15 protein-coding genes are annotated in these 15,706 nt (G+C 64.3%); 11 read left to right on the top strand and 4 right to left on the bottom strand.

Annotated elements, in window-relative coordinates:
- Positions 1-14 precede the first annotated feature (14 nt).
- A complete protein-coding gene (locus tag NLM33_RS20020) occupies positions 15-2,447 on the bottom strand; it encodes an HAD family hydrolase (protein WP_254097917.1) in 2,433 nt (810 codons plus the stop codon).
- Between the two features lie 514 nt (positions 2,448-2,961).
- Here NLM33_RS20020 and NLM33_RS20015 point away from each other — a divergent pair.
- The 11 genes from NLM33_RS20015 (at position 2,962) to NLM33_RS19965 (ending at position 13,105) form a co-directional block, all read left to right on the top strand.
- Positions 2,962-3,657 carry an RNA polymerase sigma factor gene (locus NLM33_RS20015; RefSeq protein ID WP_254097915.1) on the top strand — a complete coding sequence of 232 codons (696 nt, stop codon included), beginning with the start codon at positions 2,962-2,964 and terminating at the stop codon, positions 3,655-3,657.
- Positions 3,658-3,801: 144 nt separating this feature from the next.
- Complete coding sequence (locus NLM33_RS20010; protein ID WP_254097913.1) at positions 3,802-4,626, top strand: flagellin; 825 nt, start codon at positions 3,802-3,804, stop codon at positions 4,624-4,626.
- 64 nt (positions 4,627-4,690) lie between these two features.
- Positions 4,691-6,391 carry a flagellar filament capping protein FliD gene (gene fliD, locus NLM33_RS20005; RefSeq protein WP_254097911.1) on the top strand — a complete coding sequence of 567 codons (1,701 nt, stop codon included), beginning with the start codon at positions 4,691-4,693 and terminating at the stop codon, positions 6,389-6,391.
- A complete protein-coding gene (gene fliS / locus NLM33_RS20000; protein ID WP_254097909.1) occupies positions 6,391-6,819 on the top strand; it encodes a flagellar export chaperone FliS in 429 nt (142 codons plus the stop codon). The genes fliD and fliS overlap by 1 nt, the downstream gene beginning before the upstream one ends.
- Positions 6,820-7,017: 198 nt before the next feature.
- The gene (locus NLM33_RS19995; RefSeq protein WP_254097907.1) at positions 7,018-7,287 is read left to right on the top strand and encodes a hypothetical protein; all 270 of its coding nucleotides are present in this window, start codon (positions 7,018-7,020) and stop codon (positions 7,285-7,287) included.
- A gap of 409 nt (positions 7,288-7,696) precedes the next feature.
- The gene (locus NLM33_RS19990; protein WP_254097905.1) at positions 7,697-8,362 is read left to right on the top strand and encodes a flagellar hook assembly protein FlgD; all 666 of its coding nucleotides are present in this window, start codon (positions 7,697-7,699) and stop codon (positions 8,360-8,362) included.
- Positions 8,363-8,381: 19 nt separating this feature from the next.
- Positions 8,382-9,647, top strand: coding sequence for a flagellar hook protein FlgE (gene flgE, locus NLM33_RS19985; protein ID WP_254097903.1), 1,266 nt, complete (start codon positions 8,382-8,384; stop codon positions 9,645-9,647).
- Between the two features lie 3 nt (positions 9,648-9,650).
- A complete protein-coding gene (locus NLM33_RS19980) occupies positions 9,651-9,908 on the top strand; it encodes a hypothetical protein (protein WP_254097901.1) in 258 nt (85 codons plus the stop codon).
- A 19-nt stretch (positions 9,909-9,927) separates the two neighbouring features.
- Entirely contained in the window at positions 9,928-10,383 is a 456-nt protein-coding gene (locus tag NLM33_RS19975) for a flagellar protein FlgN (protein ID WP_254097899.1), read from the top strand.
- 20 nt (positions 10,384-10,403) lie between these two features.
- Positions 10,404-12,179, top strand: a complete 1,776-nt coding sequence (gene flgK, locus NLM33_RS19970; RefSeq protein ID WP_254097897.1) for a flagellar hook-associated protein FlgK — start codon at positions 10,404-10,406, stop codon at positions 12,177-12,179.
- Positions 12,180-12,193: 14 nt separating this feature from the next.
- A complete protein-coding gene (locus tag NLM33_RS19965; protein WP_254097895.1) occupies positions 12,194-13,105 on the top strand; it encodes a flagellin in 912 nt (303 codons plus the stop codon).
- 6 nt (positions 13,106-13,111) lie between these two features.
- Here the strand turns inward: NLM33_RS19965 and NLM33_RS19960 are convergent, their stop codons facing one another.
- The 3 genes from NLM33_RS19960 to NLM33_RS49285 form a co-directional block, all read right to left on the bottom strand.
- Positions 13,112-14,683 carry an AMP-binding protein gene (locus NLM33_RS19960; RefSeq protein ID WP_254097893.1) on the bottom strand — a complete coding sequence of 524 codons (1,572 nt, stop codon included), beginning with the start codon at positions 14,681-14,683 and terminating at the stop codon, positions 13,112-13,114.
- Positions 14,684-14,716: 33 nt separating this feature from the next.
- Positions 14,717-15,352: a uracil phosphoribosyltransferase gene (gene upp / locus NLM33_RS19955; protein WP_254097888.1), complete on the bottom strand. Its 636-nt coding sequence runs from the start codon at positions 15,350-15,352 to the stop codon at positions 14,717-14,719.
- A 132-nt stretch (positions 15,353-15,484) separates the two neighbouring features.
- Positions 15,485-15,613, bottom strand: coding sequence for a hypothetical protein (locus NLM33_RS49285; protein WP_256570537.1), 129 nt, complete (start codon positions 15,611-15,613; stop codon positions 15,485-15,487).
- Positions 15,614-15,706: the final 93 nt, after the last annotated feature.

Raw genomic sequence — 15,706 nt, 5'->3', positions numbered from 1 at the left:
CGCGATCAGGCGCATTATTCGAGCGCGGGGGCGAGGATGCGGGCGTGACTGAGCGAGGTGAGCGCGATCGAATAGACCGCGACGTCGCGTGCCATCGGCCCGACCGGGATCAAGAGGCAGCCATCGTCGTTCTCGGTGCGGTAATAGAGGCCGTTTCGCTGGAGCCCGGCATGGATCAGGCTGTCGGCGGCGATCCCCGTCACCTCCTGGCTGTCGGCTGCGTCGCGAACGCTGTCGCCGCTCTGGATGGTCACGCCGTGAAGGAGCCCCTCGCGGGCCAGTTTTGCCAGCGGCACGGCAATCGTTGCGACCGCCGTCGCACGCGATAGCGGGATGCGCAGCCGCAACTCACCAAGTCCGGTGCGATAGACGGTCACGGTTTCCATCGAGGCGCCGCCGTCGGTTCGGAACAGGCCGATCTGCAAGGCGCCGCAGGGGGCCTCCTCGAACACGTCGGCGGGCAGGCGGTTCGCGCCGAACAGCGTGTAGAGATAGGAATAGGACGGCGACAGGCCGGCGAAGCTGCCGGCAAGCCACATCGGCGGCGCTGCCGAGGTGCAGGCGGCGGACAGGCCGCGGGCGGTGAGCTGGTTGCGGACGAACGCGCCATCGATCAGCGGCGCCAGCGCATGGGTGCCGAGATTGACGTCGTGCTTCAATCCGCCGAGCAGTGCGATCTCGTCGTCGTCCGGCAGCAGCAACAGGCGCGCCAGTGTCGCCGCACTCCAGCTCGCGGCGACATCGAGCGCAGCATAAGGCAGCAGGTCGTATTCGGAGGCGATCTTGTCCGCGCTCGCCGCGAAGGTCAGTGCGCCCGACTGGATCTCCGCGGCCAGCGCGATCTGCTCGGTGGGGCGCGGATTGATCTCGCGCAGAACCGTCTCGTCCCGATAGTCGCGCACCGAGCCCTCAGCCGAGCAGCAGACCTGCTCGAGCAGCGCGACGTTGCGGATCAACATGCGCTTGACATGGGGCGTCACCACGAGATCGGAGACGAAGCCTTCAGCGGTATCGTCCTCGGCGATGTCGTCGAAGGCGTCATCGAGCGAGATCAGATAGGCGCCGTGCAGGCGGATCTTGATGCCTTCCTGGTCGAAGATGCGGCGCAGCGCCTTCTGCACGCTACCGGAATAACCGAGATCGGCGAGCACGAGGTCGGTGCAATCGTCGAATCCGGGGATGGTGTGGCGGAGATAGGCAAGCAGGCGGGCGCGCAAGCCGGCGGCAAGCTCGGCGATCTCGCCGGCGTCCATCAGGTCCGGCAGCGCTTCGGCAAGCTCGTCGCCGGGCGCGATCCCGTCCGGATAGCTCGCAAAGAAGGCGGCGACCTTCGGCGGCAGGATCTTGATCATGTCGCGCAGCGTCGGCGCGTCGATTCTGAGCACCTTGCCGAGGAGATCGCAGAGCGGCTCCATCGAATCGGCGGAGCCGATCAGGCTGACGCGGCGATTGATCTCGACATAGGCCGAAGTTGCGCCGTGGCGCTCCTGCCAGATCCGGTGCGACAGAAAACCGTCGCGGCCGAGGAAGCCGAGCGCCACGCGGCGGCCGGGCTGCGTCAGCGCCTTGCAGCGCGCCACGACGAAAGCGTCGAACGCGGTCATCACCGGACCGAGCACGGTCACGCCCAACTGGAATGCCGGTGATTTCTCTGCGCTGCGCGCCGCAACCATCCGTCGCAGCGTGCGTGCGCCGTGGTCGAGCCGCGATGGCTTGCCCTGGCACAACAGCTCGAACATCGTGGTCTCGCGCTGGAGCTTCGAGGCCAATTGCGCCGAGGCTTGCGGATAGTAGCGGGGGCGGATGCCGTGGCGCCGCGCGCCCTTTATGTCTGCGTTCTCGTTGTCGCCGACGTGAAAGGAGGCCGCCGGATCGACCCCCTGATCAGTGATGTATCTGGCGAACAAGGACTCGCTCTTGCTGCTGCCGTGATCGCAGGATGCGTAGAGGAAGTCCCAGGCGAGGCCCGGGTGGCAGGCGCGCAGCAGGCGGGCGAGCTGGGCGGAATCCCAGTAGGTGTCCGAGATGAATCCGGTGCGATGACCGGCGCGTTTCATGTCCGCATATTGCTGAAGCATTTCCGGGTTGATGCGGCAAAGCTCGAGCTCGGCGGCGAACTCGGCCTCGACGAGATCGTCGAGATTGCGGCGATCAAGTCCGAACAGCTTGAACGGAAAATAGGAATAGATCTCGGCGATGTGGACTTCACTCGCGCCGCGTTTGTCCTTTGCGGTCCTGCGTGCGCGCGATTCGGCCTGGATGCGATGCTGAACGAAACTGGCGGAAACGTTCGGACATATTCTTGAAATGCCGGAGAGCTCGTAAGTCCTTTCAAACACGCCATCTGGCGTCGTGCAGGCGCGTACCAGAAACGTATCGAAAACATCGAATGACCAAGCAGAAACAATTCTCGTCCGACGTTTCGTGCCGGCCGTCGCGATTTTCATGCTGCAATTCCCCGCCCATCGAACCGATTAACGGAGCTGTGTTGCAAGTCAGGCGCGCTCGTGACGAAAAAAGTTCGCGCGCGATTCAAAACCGCGCAGGTCGCGACTGACAGATTCAAAAAATCCGCTAGGTTCGAAAAAGGTGATTCGGCAAAAATTGCCGAGTGAGAAAATCGTCTCGCGTTCATTCACACTTGGACACAATCGATCGCCGCGTGCCTCGCGCGCAGAGCGCGTGTTCGTTTTAGTGCCGTGTATCTCCTCGAGTTTTTGAAGCTGCATCTGTTCGGGATGAATGATCCGCAAATGACGCGAGACGATGTCGATGATTGCAGGACAGAAGCGCGCGCTTCGCGCGACGTCGGCAATTGTTGCCGGTCACTCGGCAAAAGATTCCGGATAACATCTTGAAAAATAACAAAAATTCTCCGCCTGGATTGGTTCGGCGCAGCGTTCAACGCCTGGAAGCCGTGTGGAATATGCGCCGCCGGCATTGCGGGTTGGAGATTGCGGGATGAGTTACGCGCTTGATGTCTGGGCGCCCGCCGAGGCCGAAGTCACGACGACGGTGCCGGTCGACGAGACCTTGCCGATAATGCCGTCGGCGCCGCTCGCGCCGGACACGTTACCGGCCGCCGAGATCGTCCTCGATGAAGACAGCGAGCTGCTCGATCGTCTTGCGACCGGCGACGAAGCGGCGTTCCGCATGCTGGTCGAACGTCACATCGATCGCGCCTACGCGATCGCCTTGCGCATCGTCGGCAACGCCGCGGATGCCGAGGACGTGGTGCAGGACACCATGCTCAAGATCTGGAGCCATCGCGGACGCTGGCAGCATGGCCGCGCGAAATTCTCGACCTGGCTCTACCGCGTCATCTCCAATCGCTGCATCGACCTACGCCGCAAGCCGCGCACCGAGAACGTCGACACGGTGCCGGAAGTCGCCGATGGCCAGCCAGATGCGGCCGACATCATCGAGCGCAACGAGGTGAACGACATGCTGGAGGTCGCGATGCAGCGGCTGCCCGAGCAGCAGCGCATCGCGGTGATCCTGTCGTATCATGAGAACATGAGCAACGGCGAGATCGCCCAGGTGATGGACACCACGGTCGCTGCGGTGGAGTCGCTTCTCAAGCGCGGCCGCCAGCAGCTCCGCCAGTTGCTGCGGCGGCACGAACGCGACATCCGCACCGCGTTTACCGATTGCTAACCATAAAATCCCGCGTTCGAAATTTTTTTCGCCTGATCTCGTTGCGCTCCGCCGTTTGAGCGAACGGACGGGGCTGCGCCCGCGTCGTCGTCAGTCGCTTAATCACGATGCGGCACGTCATGCCCATCAGCACAGGAGCCTGCAATGCCCGCGATTTCCACCAACACCGCTGCGAACGCCGCAGTCCGCTACCTCAACATCAACTCCGCGCAAGAGACCAGCGCGCTCTCGAAATTGTCGAGCGGCTCGCGCATCACCTCGGCATCCGACGACGCTGCCGGCCTCGCGATCTCTACCCGCATCTCCTCGGACGTGACCACGCTGCAGCAGGCCGCGACCAACGCCTCGCAGGCGACCGCGGTCCTCCAGACCGCCGACGGCGGCGCCTCGAACATCTCCGACATTCTCGCCCGCATGAAGTCGTTGGCTTCCGAGTCGTCCTCGGGCACCACGACCAGCTCCAGCCGCGCCTACATCCAATCGGAATTCTCGCAGCTCACGAGCGAAATCGATTCGATCGCGAGCGGCACGCGCTACTCCAGCCAGAGCCTGCTCGACGGCACCAGCGTGTTTTCGTCGGGCGTCTCGGTTCTGGTCGGCTCGTCCGGTTCTGATACGATCACCATCACGCTGTCGAGCCTGACGGCGTCCTCGCTCGCCGTCACTTCGCTCGACGTCAGCACCCAGGCGGGCGCGACCTCGGCGCTGACGGCGCTGGACACCGCGATCGACACGGTCTCGGCCGCCCGCGCCTCGATCGGTGCGCAGGAATCGCGGTTCAACTTCTCTTCGGACTCGATCTCGACCCAAACCCAGAACCTCGAATCCGCCAACTCGGCGATCAAGGACGTCGATATCGCGGCCGAACAGGCCACGCTGTCCTCAGCCGAGGTGAAGACCCAGGCCGCGGTCTCGGCCGAATCCGCGGCGAACCAGATGCCGCAGTACCTGCTCAAGCTGCTCGGCTAAGGATCGTCTCTCCGGGCCGGCATGAGGCCGGCCCGGCTCTTCCTGCGATAGGTCGGGCACATCAGTGACCAGTGTCAGTTCAAGCACCAGCAGCACGTCGACCAGTTCGACGACATCGAGCGCTTCCTCGGTGACAACGACGGGCACGACGACCTCGACCAGCCTCGACTGGAGCGCGCTGATCACATCGGCGGTGAATGCCAAGCTCACTGCCGCGACGACGATATCGACCACGATCACCAACAACGAGGCCAAGGTCTCCGCCTACCAGACGCTTCAGACCGACCTGAAGACGCTCTATTCCGGATTGGCCTCGCTCGCCACGTCCGTCGTCAACTCGCTGGCGACCAACGTATTCGCAACACGCTCCGCGACCCTCAGCTCGACCGGCGACGTCAGCGCATCATCTGCGTTGTCCATGAGCGTCAGCAATGGCGCCGCGACCGGTGACCACACGCTGACGATCAGCCAGATCGCGACCGCGCAGAAGGTGGTCGGCACCTCGCAGTCGAGCCAGACGGACGAGCTCGGCTATTCCGGGACGTTTTCGCTCGGGCTCGGCAGCGGCAGCACCGCCGACATCACCGTCACCAGCACGATGTCACTCCAGGACATCGTCGATGCCATCAACGCCCAGACCTCGACGACCAATGTCCAGGCCTCGATCGTCCAGGTCTCCAGCGGCTCCTACGAGATGGTGCTGACGGGAACCGAAGATGCGGCGGATATCAGCTATTCCAGCACGTCCGGTGACGACATCCTCAACGAGTTGGGAGTGACTGACAGCTCCGGATCGTTCAGTGACGTGCTGCAGACCGCGCAGGCGGCCGAGTTCACCCTCGACGGCATCTCGATGACCCGGGATACCAACGACATCACCGATGTGCTGACCGGCGTCACGTTCGACCTTTTGCAGGCGACGACGAGCGGCGCGACGCTGGATATCAGCATCGGAACGGATACCAGTCAGATCACGTCGGCACTTACGACTTTCGTCACCAACTACAACGCCTATCGCGACGCGGTCATTGCACAGCAGGCGACCAATTCCGACGGCACCGCCTCGTCCAGCGCCGTGCTGTTCGGCGACGGCACCATGCGCGACATCACGAGCCAGCTTGAATCTGCGCTCAACAGCACAGTGGGCGGGTTGACGATGGCCGATCTCGGGCTGTCGTTCAACGATTCGAACGAGCTCGAGCTCGACACGTCCACGCTCTCGGAGATCCTGAGTACGAATCTCAGCGGCGTGACCACTCTCCTGTCGGCACAGACCACGACCTCGTCGAGCCAGCTCAGCGTCGTCAATACCGGAACGTCGCCGCAATCCTTCACGCTGGACCTGACGGTCGATTCCTCGGGCAATCTCAGCTCCGCCTCGGTCGGCGGCGACTCGTCGCTATTCACCGTCAGCGGTACCACGATCATCGGCAATGCCGGCACGGCCTATGCGGGTATGGCCTTCACCTATTCGGGAACGACCTCGCAATCGATCACGGTGACGTCGACATCGGGGATCGCCACACAGCTCTACCAGATCGCCAAGAATGCTTCGTCCAGCACCGGCTCGCTGCAGACGCTCATCACCAACCTGGAAACACGCGACGACGACCTGCAGCAGAAGGTCGACGATATCCAAAGTGCGGCGTCGGCCTACCAGACGCAGCTGGAAGCGCAATATGCGAAGTACCAGGCTGCGATCGAGAGCGCCAACAACACGCTGACCTATCTCAAGGCTTTGCTCAACTCCAGCTCGAGTAGTTAATGATGCATAATCCGATGGCGTACATGGCCAATCAGGCCTATCGGGGTGCGGCCACCACCGTGCCGCCGCTCAAGGCGGTGTCGATGCTGCTTGGCGGCGCGATCACGTTTCTTCAGAAGGCGCTTGCTTCGCAGGAGGCGCGACGTTTCGAGGAGGGGCATGAGTATCTGATGAAGGCGACCGCGATTTTGCGCGGGCTCGGTCACAATCTCGATTTTACCAAGGGCGGCGCGGTGGCCGAGCGGCTCTACCAGACCTACAATGCAATGATCCTTGCGAGCTTGCGGGCCTATGGCCGACCGCACGCACGCGAGAGTTATCGACGGATCATCGCAGGGCTCACCGAGCTGCGCGAGGCCTGGGAATTCGTCGATACGACCGTGCGCACGGCCAAGACCGGGCCGGGCGATACGGCGCAGAAGCGCTGAGCCCGTCGGGCTCGCTTCCGCTTCGACCGGCGCGGGTTCCTGCCTCCCGTATTTCTCCGCGCGCGATGCGGCCGGGCGGCGGTTCTCGGCGGCAATTCCGCGGGCCATTGCCGGTGTTGTCGCGTCCAGACAGGCGAATTCGGTTTCCGTCGCCTCCGCAATGCTTTATGACATGCCCGGGGGTGCGGGACCCGGGCGATGGACGTCAGCGAATTTGAGGATCTGATCGATCGGTTGGGCGAGGACTTGTCCTTCTGGCCCGAAGACCGTCGTTCGTCCGCCGAAGAGCTGCTTGGTCATTCCGCCGATGCCCGTGCTCTGCTCGAAGCGGCACGCGCGCTCCGCAATGCGCTGGCCGCTCCTCCTGTGCGGGCGCCTGCCGGACTTGCCGATCGTACCGTCGCCGCCGCCCTGCGGACGGCCGATCCCGCCAAGCCCCACGCCCAGGACGAGACCGCGGGCAACTGAGCTCCACTTTTCACGTGTTTCAATAGCTTCGACCTTGAAGCGGACGCAGAATTCTTCACCTCGCCCCGCTTGCGGGGAGAGGTCGGAATGCGCGCGTAGCGCGGATTCCGGGTGAGGGGGAGTCTCCGCGAGTGCCTCTTTCACCGTCTGCGCTGAGGCAGCCCCTCACTCCAACCCACTCAGCGCGAGCGCGGCTCGTCGTGGCCCCGTAAGAACGGGGAGAGGGAGTCGTTGCCGCGGCGCTAGCTCTCTCGCCATACACGGCAGATTTTGCCGCCTCGGAAAGCGCATCGCGCCGCGCGAATCCCCGCCTGAATTCACGCGCCCGCGCGTTTCATCAGCACACAGATTTCAAGCGCAACCCGACGCGTTCGCTAGCCGCGCGTTGCACATGAACCGGGGTTTTTCGATGACCGTTGCCGCGACGACATCCACTTCGACAGCAACGACGACGACATCGTCGTCGAGCTCCTCATCCACCTCATCGCTGACGTCGAATGAGTTTCTCAGCCTGCTCGTCAGCGAGTTGCAGAACCAGGATCCGCTGAACGCGACGTCGACGACGGACTTCATCAACCAGCTCACGTCCTACGCCAATTTCAGTCAGCAGCAGTCGATCAACACCAATCTCAGCGCGCTCGCGAGCTCGTTCTCGAGCCTCGTGACGCTGAACTCGGTCAACTACATCGGCCATACGGTGGAAGCGAAGGGCGACACCGCGACGCTGAGCAGCGGCTCGGCGACGTTCGGCTACTCGCTGTCCGCCGCGTCCTCGGACGTTGCCATCACGATCAAGGATTCGTCCGGCAACACGGTCTATACGACCACCACCACCGGCACCGCCGGCTCCAATAGCTTCACCTGGGATGGCAAGGATTCGTCCGGCAACCAGCTCACCGACGGCGGCCAGTACACGATCTCGATGACCGCGACTGACTCCGCCGGCAGCTCGGTACTCAACTACACGACGGTCACCGGCACGGTGACCGGCATCGACACCTCGACCTCGACGCCATCGCTCACGGTGAACGGTGTCGCGGTGAGCGCCGCCAACATTATCGGCGTCACGTCCTGATTTTTTCCGGAGTTCGATCATGAGTCTCAGCGGCGCACTTTCTTCGGCAATCTCCGCGCTCAGCGCGCAGAGCCAGTCCTTGTCGATGATCAGCGACAACATCGCCAATTCCGACACGACCGGCTACAAGACGACGTCTGCGATGTTCGATGACCTCGTCACCGCATCGAGCAACGCAACCTCCTATGCCTCGGGCGGCGTCACGGTCTCCGGCCGGGCCAATATCACCCAGCAGGGCCTGCTGGCTGCGACGTCCAACGCGACCGACGTTGCGATCCAGGGCTCGGGCTTCTTCGTGGCGACCAACGCGACGTCCGGCGGCACGGTTTCCTATACCCGCAACGGCGCCTTCACCATTGATAACGCGGGCTACCTCGAGAACAACGGTTATTATCTCGAGGGCTGGCGCACCGACGCCGACGGCAACGTGTCGGGCAATGAATCGGCCAGCAATCTCGAGGCCATCAACACCGAGGTGGCATCGACCAGCGGCAGCGCGACCACCACGACGACGATCGCGGCGAACCTGCCGTCGGATGCCGCCACGGGCGACACCTATACCAGCTCGATGACGGTGTACGACTCGCTCGGTGCGGCGAACTCGATGCAGATCACCTGGACCAAGACCGCCACCAACACCTGGAGCGCCAGCTTCGCCAATCCGACCTCGTCGTCGGACACCTCGACCACGACCGGCACGAGCAGCGGCACGGTCGCCATCACATTCAACAGCGACGGCTCGCTGGCGAGCACCAGCCCGAGCCCAGCGACCGTCTCGGTGACAGGCTGGACCGACGGCGCGGCCGACAGCACCATCACGCTGGATATGGGCACCGTGGGCGGGACCGACGGCCTCACGCAATATGCATCGGGCGAAACCACACCATCCGTCAACGTCACCAGCATCACCTCGGACGGCCTGTCCTACGGCACGCTGTCGAGCATCGCGATCGGCAAGAACGGCGTGGTCGATGCCACCTATTCCAACGGCAAGACGATCGCGATCTACAAGATCGCGGTGGCGACCTTTGCCGACCCGAACGGTCTCTCGGCCAGCAGCGACCAGATGTATTCGGCGACCGTCACGTCGGGGGACCCGACGCTGCAGGCCTCCGGCGAGAATGGTGCGGGCACGATCTATGGCAGCGAGCTCGAATCCTCCACCACCGACACCTCGAGCCAGTTCTCCAGCATGATCTCGGCGCAGCAGGCCTACTCCGCGGCCTCGCAGGTCATCTCGACCGTCAACAAGATGTACGACACCCTGATCTCGGCGATGAGGTAGGCAATGCGCGGGGAACGGAGCCACGCCGCGGGAGAGGCGCTATTGCTGCGACTGCGGCGGCTGATCGCGCGGGCCCACGCCGCTCGCGGAGAGCGCGGCGAATTGCTCGCGTTGCTCGACGACATCGAGACGGCGCGCCGCGGCCTGATCCGCGAATCCGAGGCGATCAAAGACGAAACGCGGCAGACAAGCGTGAGAACCACGGCGATCGGCGCCTATTTGCGCGGCGCCCAGATCGGCCGCGGCCGGCGGCACAATTGAGACCACGAAAGCAACGAACATGAAACAGGCTCAAATGACCAGGACCAGCGTCGCCGAGGGCGACGCGCGCATCAAATCGCTGATCGCGCTGATCGACGGCTTGACCGCGCTGGTCGCCGAAGAGAACGCCGAGCTCGCCAAGGGGCTTCCGGCCTCGCGCCTGAAGCAAGTCGACGAGAAGAACCGGCTGGCGGAGGTCTTCGAAAGGACCGTTGCGGAATGCGCCGCCGGCTCGACCAGCCTGCATGTCCGCGACCGGATCCTGCGCGAACAGCTCATGGAGCGGATCCTGAAGCTGCGCGCGGCGATGGACGAGAATTTGGTGCGCCTGCGCGCCGCGATCGAGGCCAGCAACCGCCGCATCGAGGCGGTGATGCAGGCGATCCGCGAGCAGATCGCCTCGGTGTCGCCCTACGGCGCCTCGGGCCGGCTCGCCGCGCGCGCGGTCTCCAGCGGCACCATTCGTCAGGCCTGAGGACAGGAAGGGCAGCCGCCGTGTCGCTCGATATCGCACGATTGATCGCCTTCAGCGGGCTTTCGGCCACGCAAGTGCAGATCAGCGTGACGTCGTCGAACATCTCGAACGCGGACACGACGGGCTACACCGAGAAGACCGCGAACCAGGCCAGCAGCGTCACCAGCGGTGTCGGCACCGGCGTCACGGTGACGGGCATCACGTCGAACGTCGACAAGCTCCTGCTGAAGTCGCTGATCTCTGCGACCTCCGACCTCGGCTCGGCTGACACGACCAACACGTATCTGACCTCGCTCGAGAAGCTCTACGGCTCGACCAGCAGCTCAAGCAGCTCCTCGACCGGAACCTCGCTGGCCAATACGATCGCATCGCTGGAATCGGCGCTGTCCTCGCTCGCCAGCACGCCGAACAGCGCCTCGTTGCAATCCAATGTCGTCAGTGCGCTCGACGACGTCGCGAGCCAGCTACGGGAGACTTCGAGCGGCATCCAGAAACTGCGTTCCAACGCCGACCAGGACATCTCCTCGTCGATTGACGACGTCAATACCGACCTCGAGCAAATCGCCGAGCTCAACGCCGAGATCAAGCAGACCGCAGCGACCGGCCAGTCCACGGCGGATCTGGAGGACCAGCGCAACACCGCGCTGCAGGACGTCGCTTCCAAGATGAATGTCAGCTACTACACGGCATCGAACGGCGATCTCCAGATCTACACCACGTCCGGCCAGGCGCTGGTCGACAGCTCCGCGCACACGATCAGCTATACGACGGCAGCCAACGTCTCCTCATCGACCGTCTACAGCGCCGGATCGTCGTCCAGCGGCTTCAGTGCCATCACGGTGAACGGGGTCGACATCACCTCGCAGATCACCGGCGGCGACATCGGCGCCCTCATCACGCTCCGCGACAAGACCCTGCCGGCAGCGCAGTCCCAGCTCGACCAGCTTGCCCAGCAGCTCGCCTCGGCAATGAACGGCGTCTCCAACAGCGCCTCATCGGTGCCGCCGCCGACCACCCTCACCGGTACGACCAGCGTGACCAGCGCGACGGCGCTGTCCGCGACCGGCACGGTGCGCCTTGCCGTCACCGATCAGAGCGGCAACCTCGTTTCCTACAGCGATCTCGACCTCTCGTCCTATTCCACGGTCGGGGATCTCGTGACCGCCATCAACGGCATCTCCGGGCTTTCGGCTTCGATCGATTCGAACGGACACCTGACCATCACGTCGACCGATTCCAGCGACGGCGTCGCGATCAACGAGATGACGAGCTCGGTCGGAAGCGCCAGTGAAGGGTTCTCGGAGTATTTTGGTCTCAACGATCTGGTGACGGGCACGAGCGCGTCCGATATCGCGGTCAACAGCAGCATTCTCTCCGGCACCGATGAATTGCAGCTCGCAACGCTGGATTCGTCATCCAGCCTGACTGTCGGCAGCCAGGTGCTGACGTCGGGCTCGGCGACCGTCGTCAACAACTTCTACGACGCGCTGACGGACTCGCGGACGTTCTCGTCGGCGGGGGGGCTGGCCGCGACCACCGGCTCGTTCGCCGACTACGCCGCGGCGATCGTCTCCGACGTCGCGAGCAAGTCCTCGCAGGCTTCGACCAACTACACCGCCAAGGAGACCGCGCAGTCGACCTATGCGAGCTCGCTGTCGTCGCAATCGGGCGTCAACCTTGATGAGGAATCGGCCCGGCTTAGCACGCTCCAGAACAAGTATTCGGCGGCCTCCGCCCTGATCCAGGCTATCAACACCATGTACTCGGCGCTATTGACCGCCGTGCAGTCGGGCTAAGCGAGGAGCGGGCCATGGTGGCGATGCGGGTGGCCACGTTTGCGCAGTCGAACACGATGATCGCGGACGCGATGCGCGTGCAGGCGGTCATGGCCAACGAGCAGATCCAGGAATCGTCGGGGGTCATCTCGTCCGATTTCGGCGGCTACGGCTCGACCGCGCAGCACGTGGTCAACCTCCAGGTCTCGGTGACGCGGGCGCAATCCTATGTCGACGCGGCGACGCTCGCCGACAGCAAGGTGCAGGTGATGTATTCCGCGGTCGGCTCGATGACCGATATCATCACACAGCTGCGTTCGCAGCTCAGCGCCGCCTCGACCGGCAGCTCGACGGAGAGCAATTCGGTGATCTCTTCGGCACAGCAGATGCTGGAGGAGATGGGATCGCTGCTCAACACCCAGTATGACGGCCAGTACGTGTTTGCCGGGGGCAAGACGGAGACAGCGCCGGTCGACCTCACGAGCTTCGCCACCGGCACGGGATCCACCACGACGGCTGACACCAGCTATTATAACGGCGACAGCGAGATCGCCTCGGTCCGCGTTGCGACCGACCAGAGCGTGGCCTACGGCGTGACGGCGGACAATTCGGCCTTCGAAGAGGTGATGCGCGTCCTCAAATTCGTCGCCAACAGCTCCTCGCTGTCGTCGTCGGACATCACCAGCGCGCTGGATCTGGCGAGCACTGCGCTGGACGACACCGCTGCCGTGCAGGCGAAACTGTCGAGCTCGGCCTCGCAGATCGAGACGGCGAGCGCGCGCCAGAGTGATTACAAGAGCTATGCCGAGACGCTGGGAAGCGATCTCACCAGTGTCGACGTCGCGGCGGTCACGGCGCAATTGTCGACCTACCAGTCCCAGCTCACCGCGTCCTATTCGGCGCTCGCAAAGATCCTGGGCATGAATCTCGCGAGCTACCTGAAATAGGCGGCGCTATTCGGCGGCGATCCTTTCCATGGCCATGGCGCGCAGCCTGGCGCGCTGGATCTTGACGCCATTGGCGCTGTCGGTGACGGGGAAGGCGTCGACGAAGTAGATGCGCGCGGGGACTTTGTAGCCGGCCAGCCGCTCGCGCACATGCGCGATCAGTGTGGCTTCTTGCGGCGGCTCTTCCGTAGGGATCACGAAGGCGGCGCAGCGGGCCTGTCCACTCAGATCGACGGCGACGACCTGCGCATCGGCAACGCCGGCGCAGCACTTGAGCTCATCCTCGATCTCGCCGGGCGCGACCAGGAAGCCGCCGAGCCGCATGGCATCGCCCGCCCGTGTTTCGTAGACGAAGGAGCCCTCGTCACGCAGCCGGCCGATATCACCGGTGCGGAAGAAGCCGTCGGCGGTGGTCGCCTCGCGCGTCGCTTGCGGATTGTTGAAATAACCAAGGAAGCGCGAGGGAGCGCTGATCTCGATCTCGCCGGAGACGCCGGGCCCCACCAGCTCGCCGCTGTCCGTATCGCGGATGCGCACGCGAGCGGCCGGCGACATCGGCCAGCCGCCGCCTTCGATGCGGTCGGCGAAGGCGGCGTCGTGCCGGCCGATCGAGAACAGGGCCTGCACCTCGCTCGAGCCGTACAGGCCGAACAGCGGCAAGCCCCGCGCCTCGGCCTCCACCGCAAACTCGCGCCAACCGGGCTGGAACGCGGCGAAGCCAAGCACTTCCGCGTGCGGAAACGGGCGCGGCGCATCGGTGAGGGCGAGGATGCGGCGAAACATCTCGTCCGAGCCGAACGCATGCGTGATCCTGTGCGCGCCGAGGATTTCGAGCGTCGGCGCGGCCTCGAACGCGTCGAGCACGTGGATGGTGGTGCCAGCCGCGAGGAAGGCAAGCAGGGCCGTCATTCCGAACGTGCCGCAGAACGGAAGCATTGCGAGCAGCGAATGGCGTTGCGGCGAAAGCGCAAGCGCCTTGGCGATGGCAGCCGCGTGCGTGGCCAGCGTCGTTTGCGAGTGCGCCACCAGCTTCGGCCCCCTGGTCGTGCCCGAGGTGGTGTAGAGCAGCACCGGCAGGTCGACGTCGCCGCATGATGGCGCCGCCGGATAGCGCGTCTCGAAGGCGTCGAAGCGTATGCAGGGCCATTGCGCGGGAATCGTATCCGCGCCAACCACGGCGAGCCTTTCGAGCGCCGGCACGTCGCTTGGCGCGATATCCGAAAGAATGGCGGCAAAGCCGATCGAGCGGAACGCGGCCTCCATCACCAGAAGCTTCGCACCGGAGAGGCGGAGGAGGTGGGCGACTTCCGCGCTGCGGTAGCGCGTGTTGACCGCGGCGACGATTGCGCCAAGCCGGGCCGCGGCGAACAACAGCGCGATCCATTCGATGCGGTTGACCAGCCACACCGCGACCACATCGCCTTTGCCGATGCCTTGCGCGGCGAGCCACGCCGCGGTCTGGTCGATCCTGCCCGACAATTCGGCGCGCGGCACGGGCGTGCCGTCAAACACCAGCGCGGGATCGGAGAAGGTCTCGATCCCGATCAGCGATTGCAGCGAGCGATCGTTGGGGCGCATGGCTACCGCAGTACCCCGGTCGCGCAAAACTGTCTACTTGGTGCCGAACATCCGGTCGCCGGCATCGCCCAGGCCCGGCACGATATAACCGTGGTCGTTGAGCCGCTCGTCGACCGCGGCGGTCCAGATCGGCACGTCCGGATGCTCCGCCTGGAACTGCGCGACGCCTTCCGGGGCGGCCAGCAGGCAGACGAAGCGGATGTCGCGGGCGCCGCGCGCCTTCAGCAGGGATGCGCCGGCGCAGGCCGAGTTGCCGGTCGCCAGCATCGGATCCATCAGAATGACGGTGCGATCAGACAGATCCTGCGGCGCCTTGAAGTAGTACTCCACGGCCTGCAAGGTCGCGGGATCGCGATAGAGCCCGATATGGGCGATGCGGGCGGATGGCATCAACGCCAGCATGCCGTCGAGGAAGCCGACGCCGGCCCGCAGGATCGGCGCCAGCGTGAGCTTCTTGCCGGCGATTTTCGGCGCCTGCATCGGCGAGATCGGCGTCTCGATTTCCACGAGCTCCAGCGGCAGGTCGCGCGTCACCTCGTAGCACAAGAGCATCCCGATCTCGTTCAGGATCTCGCGAAAGCTCTTGGTCGAGCGGTCCTTTTCCCGCATCAGCGAGAGCTTGTGCTGGACCAGGGGGTGATCGACGACGTGGACGTTGCTGCTACCCATGGTAACCGCTCTACACGGTTCCCCGAGCTTGCGCCAGATCGGCGGCAGCGTTTTCCCTGCGCAGGAGCTGCCTAACCGGCGGGCATCGCGACCTCAGTCCCGGCCTCGTAGGCCGCCACCGGTGCCTCCGACCTAGACGCCCAATCCGCGCGCGATCAGCGTGATCACTAGCGTCAGGACCGCGCCCCAGATCAGGCTCAGCGTCATGGTCAAGATGGTGACCGTGACCGCGTGCTCGAGATTTGCCTTGGCGGACTGCATGCTAGTTGCCCGGTGCCGCACCGACGCGTATGCCGATGAGCAGTGTCCCCATCAGCGCGATCATGAAGATGATCTTGAGTTCGATCATCTGCG

The sequence above is a fragment of the Bradyrhizobium sp. CCGUVB1N3 genome, assembly GCF_024199925.1.
Lineage (GTDB): Bacteria > Pseudomonadota > Alphaproteobacteria > Rhizobiales > Xanthobacteraceae > Bradyrhizobium.
The sequence above is the reverse complement of the archived record's forward strand: the minus strand, read 5'-3'. Positions and strand labels throughout refer to the sequence as shown.

Bases quoted from the DNA above. Each gene is read 5' to 3' on its own strand.
- flgE (WP_254097903.1), top strand. From the start codon at position 8,382: ATGAGTCTCAGCGGCGCACTTTCTTCGGCAATCTCCGCGCTCAGCGCG.
- NLM33_RS19975 (WP_254097899.1), top strand. From the start codon at position 9,928: ATGAAACAGGCTCAAATGACCAGGACCAGCGTCGCCGAGGGCGACGCG.
- upp (WP_254097888.1), bottom strand. From the start codon at position 15,352: ATGGGTAGCAGCAACGTCCACGTCGTCGATCACCCCCTGGTCCAGCAC.
- NLM33_RS20020 (WP_254097917.1), bottom strand. From the start codon at position 2,447: ATGAAAATCGCGACGGCCGGCACGAAACGTCGGACGAGAATTGTTTCT.
- NLM33_RS19995 (WP_254097907.1), top strand. From the start codon at position 7,018: ATGGACGTCAGCGAATTTGAGGATCTGATCGATCGGTTGGGCGAGGAC.
- NLM33_RS19960 (WP_254097893.1), bottom strand. From the start codon at position 14,683: ATGCGCCCCAACGATCGCTCGCTGCAATCGCTGATCGGGATCGAGACC.
- NLM33_RS20015 (WP_254097915.1), top strand. From the start codon at position 2,962: ATGAGTTACGCGCTTGATGTCTGGGCGCCCGCCGAGGCCGAAGTCACG.
- NLM33_RS49285 (WP_256570537.1), bottom strand. From the start codon at position 15,613: ATGCAGTCCGCCAAGGCAAATCTCGAGCACGCGGTCACGGTCACCATC.
- NLM33_RS20010 (WP_254097913.1), top strand. From the start codon at position 3,802: ATGCCCGCGATTTCCACCAACACCGCTGCGAACGCCGCAGTCCGCTAC.
- fliS (WP_254097909.1), top strand. From the start codon at position 6,391: ATGATGCATAATCCGATGGCGTACATGGCCAATCAGGCCTATCGGGGT.
- NLM33_RS19980 (WP_254097901.1), top strand. From the start codon at position 9,651: ATGCGCGGGGAACGGAGCCACGCCGCGGGAGAGGCGCTATTGCTGCGA.
- NLM33_RS19965 (WP_254097895.1), top strand. From the start codon at position 12,194: ATGGTGGCGATGCGGGTGGCCACGTTTGCGCAGTCGAACACGATGATC.
- NLM33_RS19990 (WP_254097905.1), top strand. From the start codon at position 7,697: ATGACCGTTGCCGCGACGACATCCACTTCGACAGCAACGACGACGACA.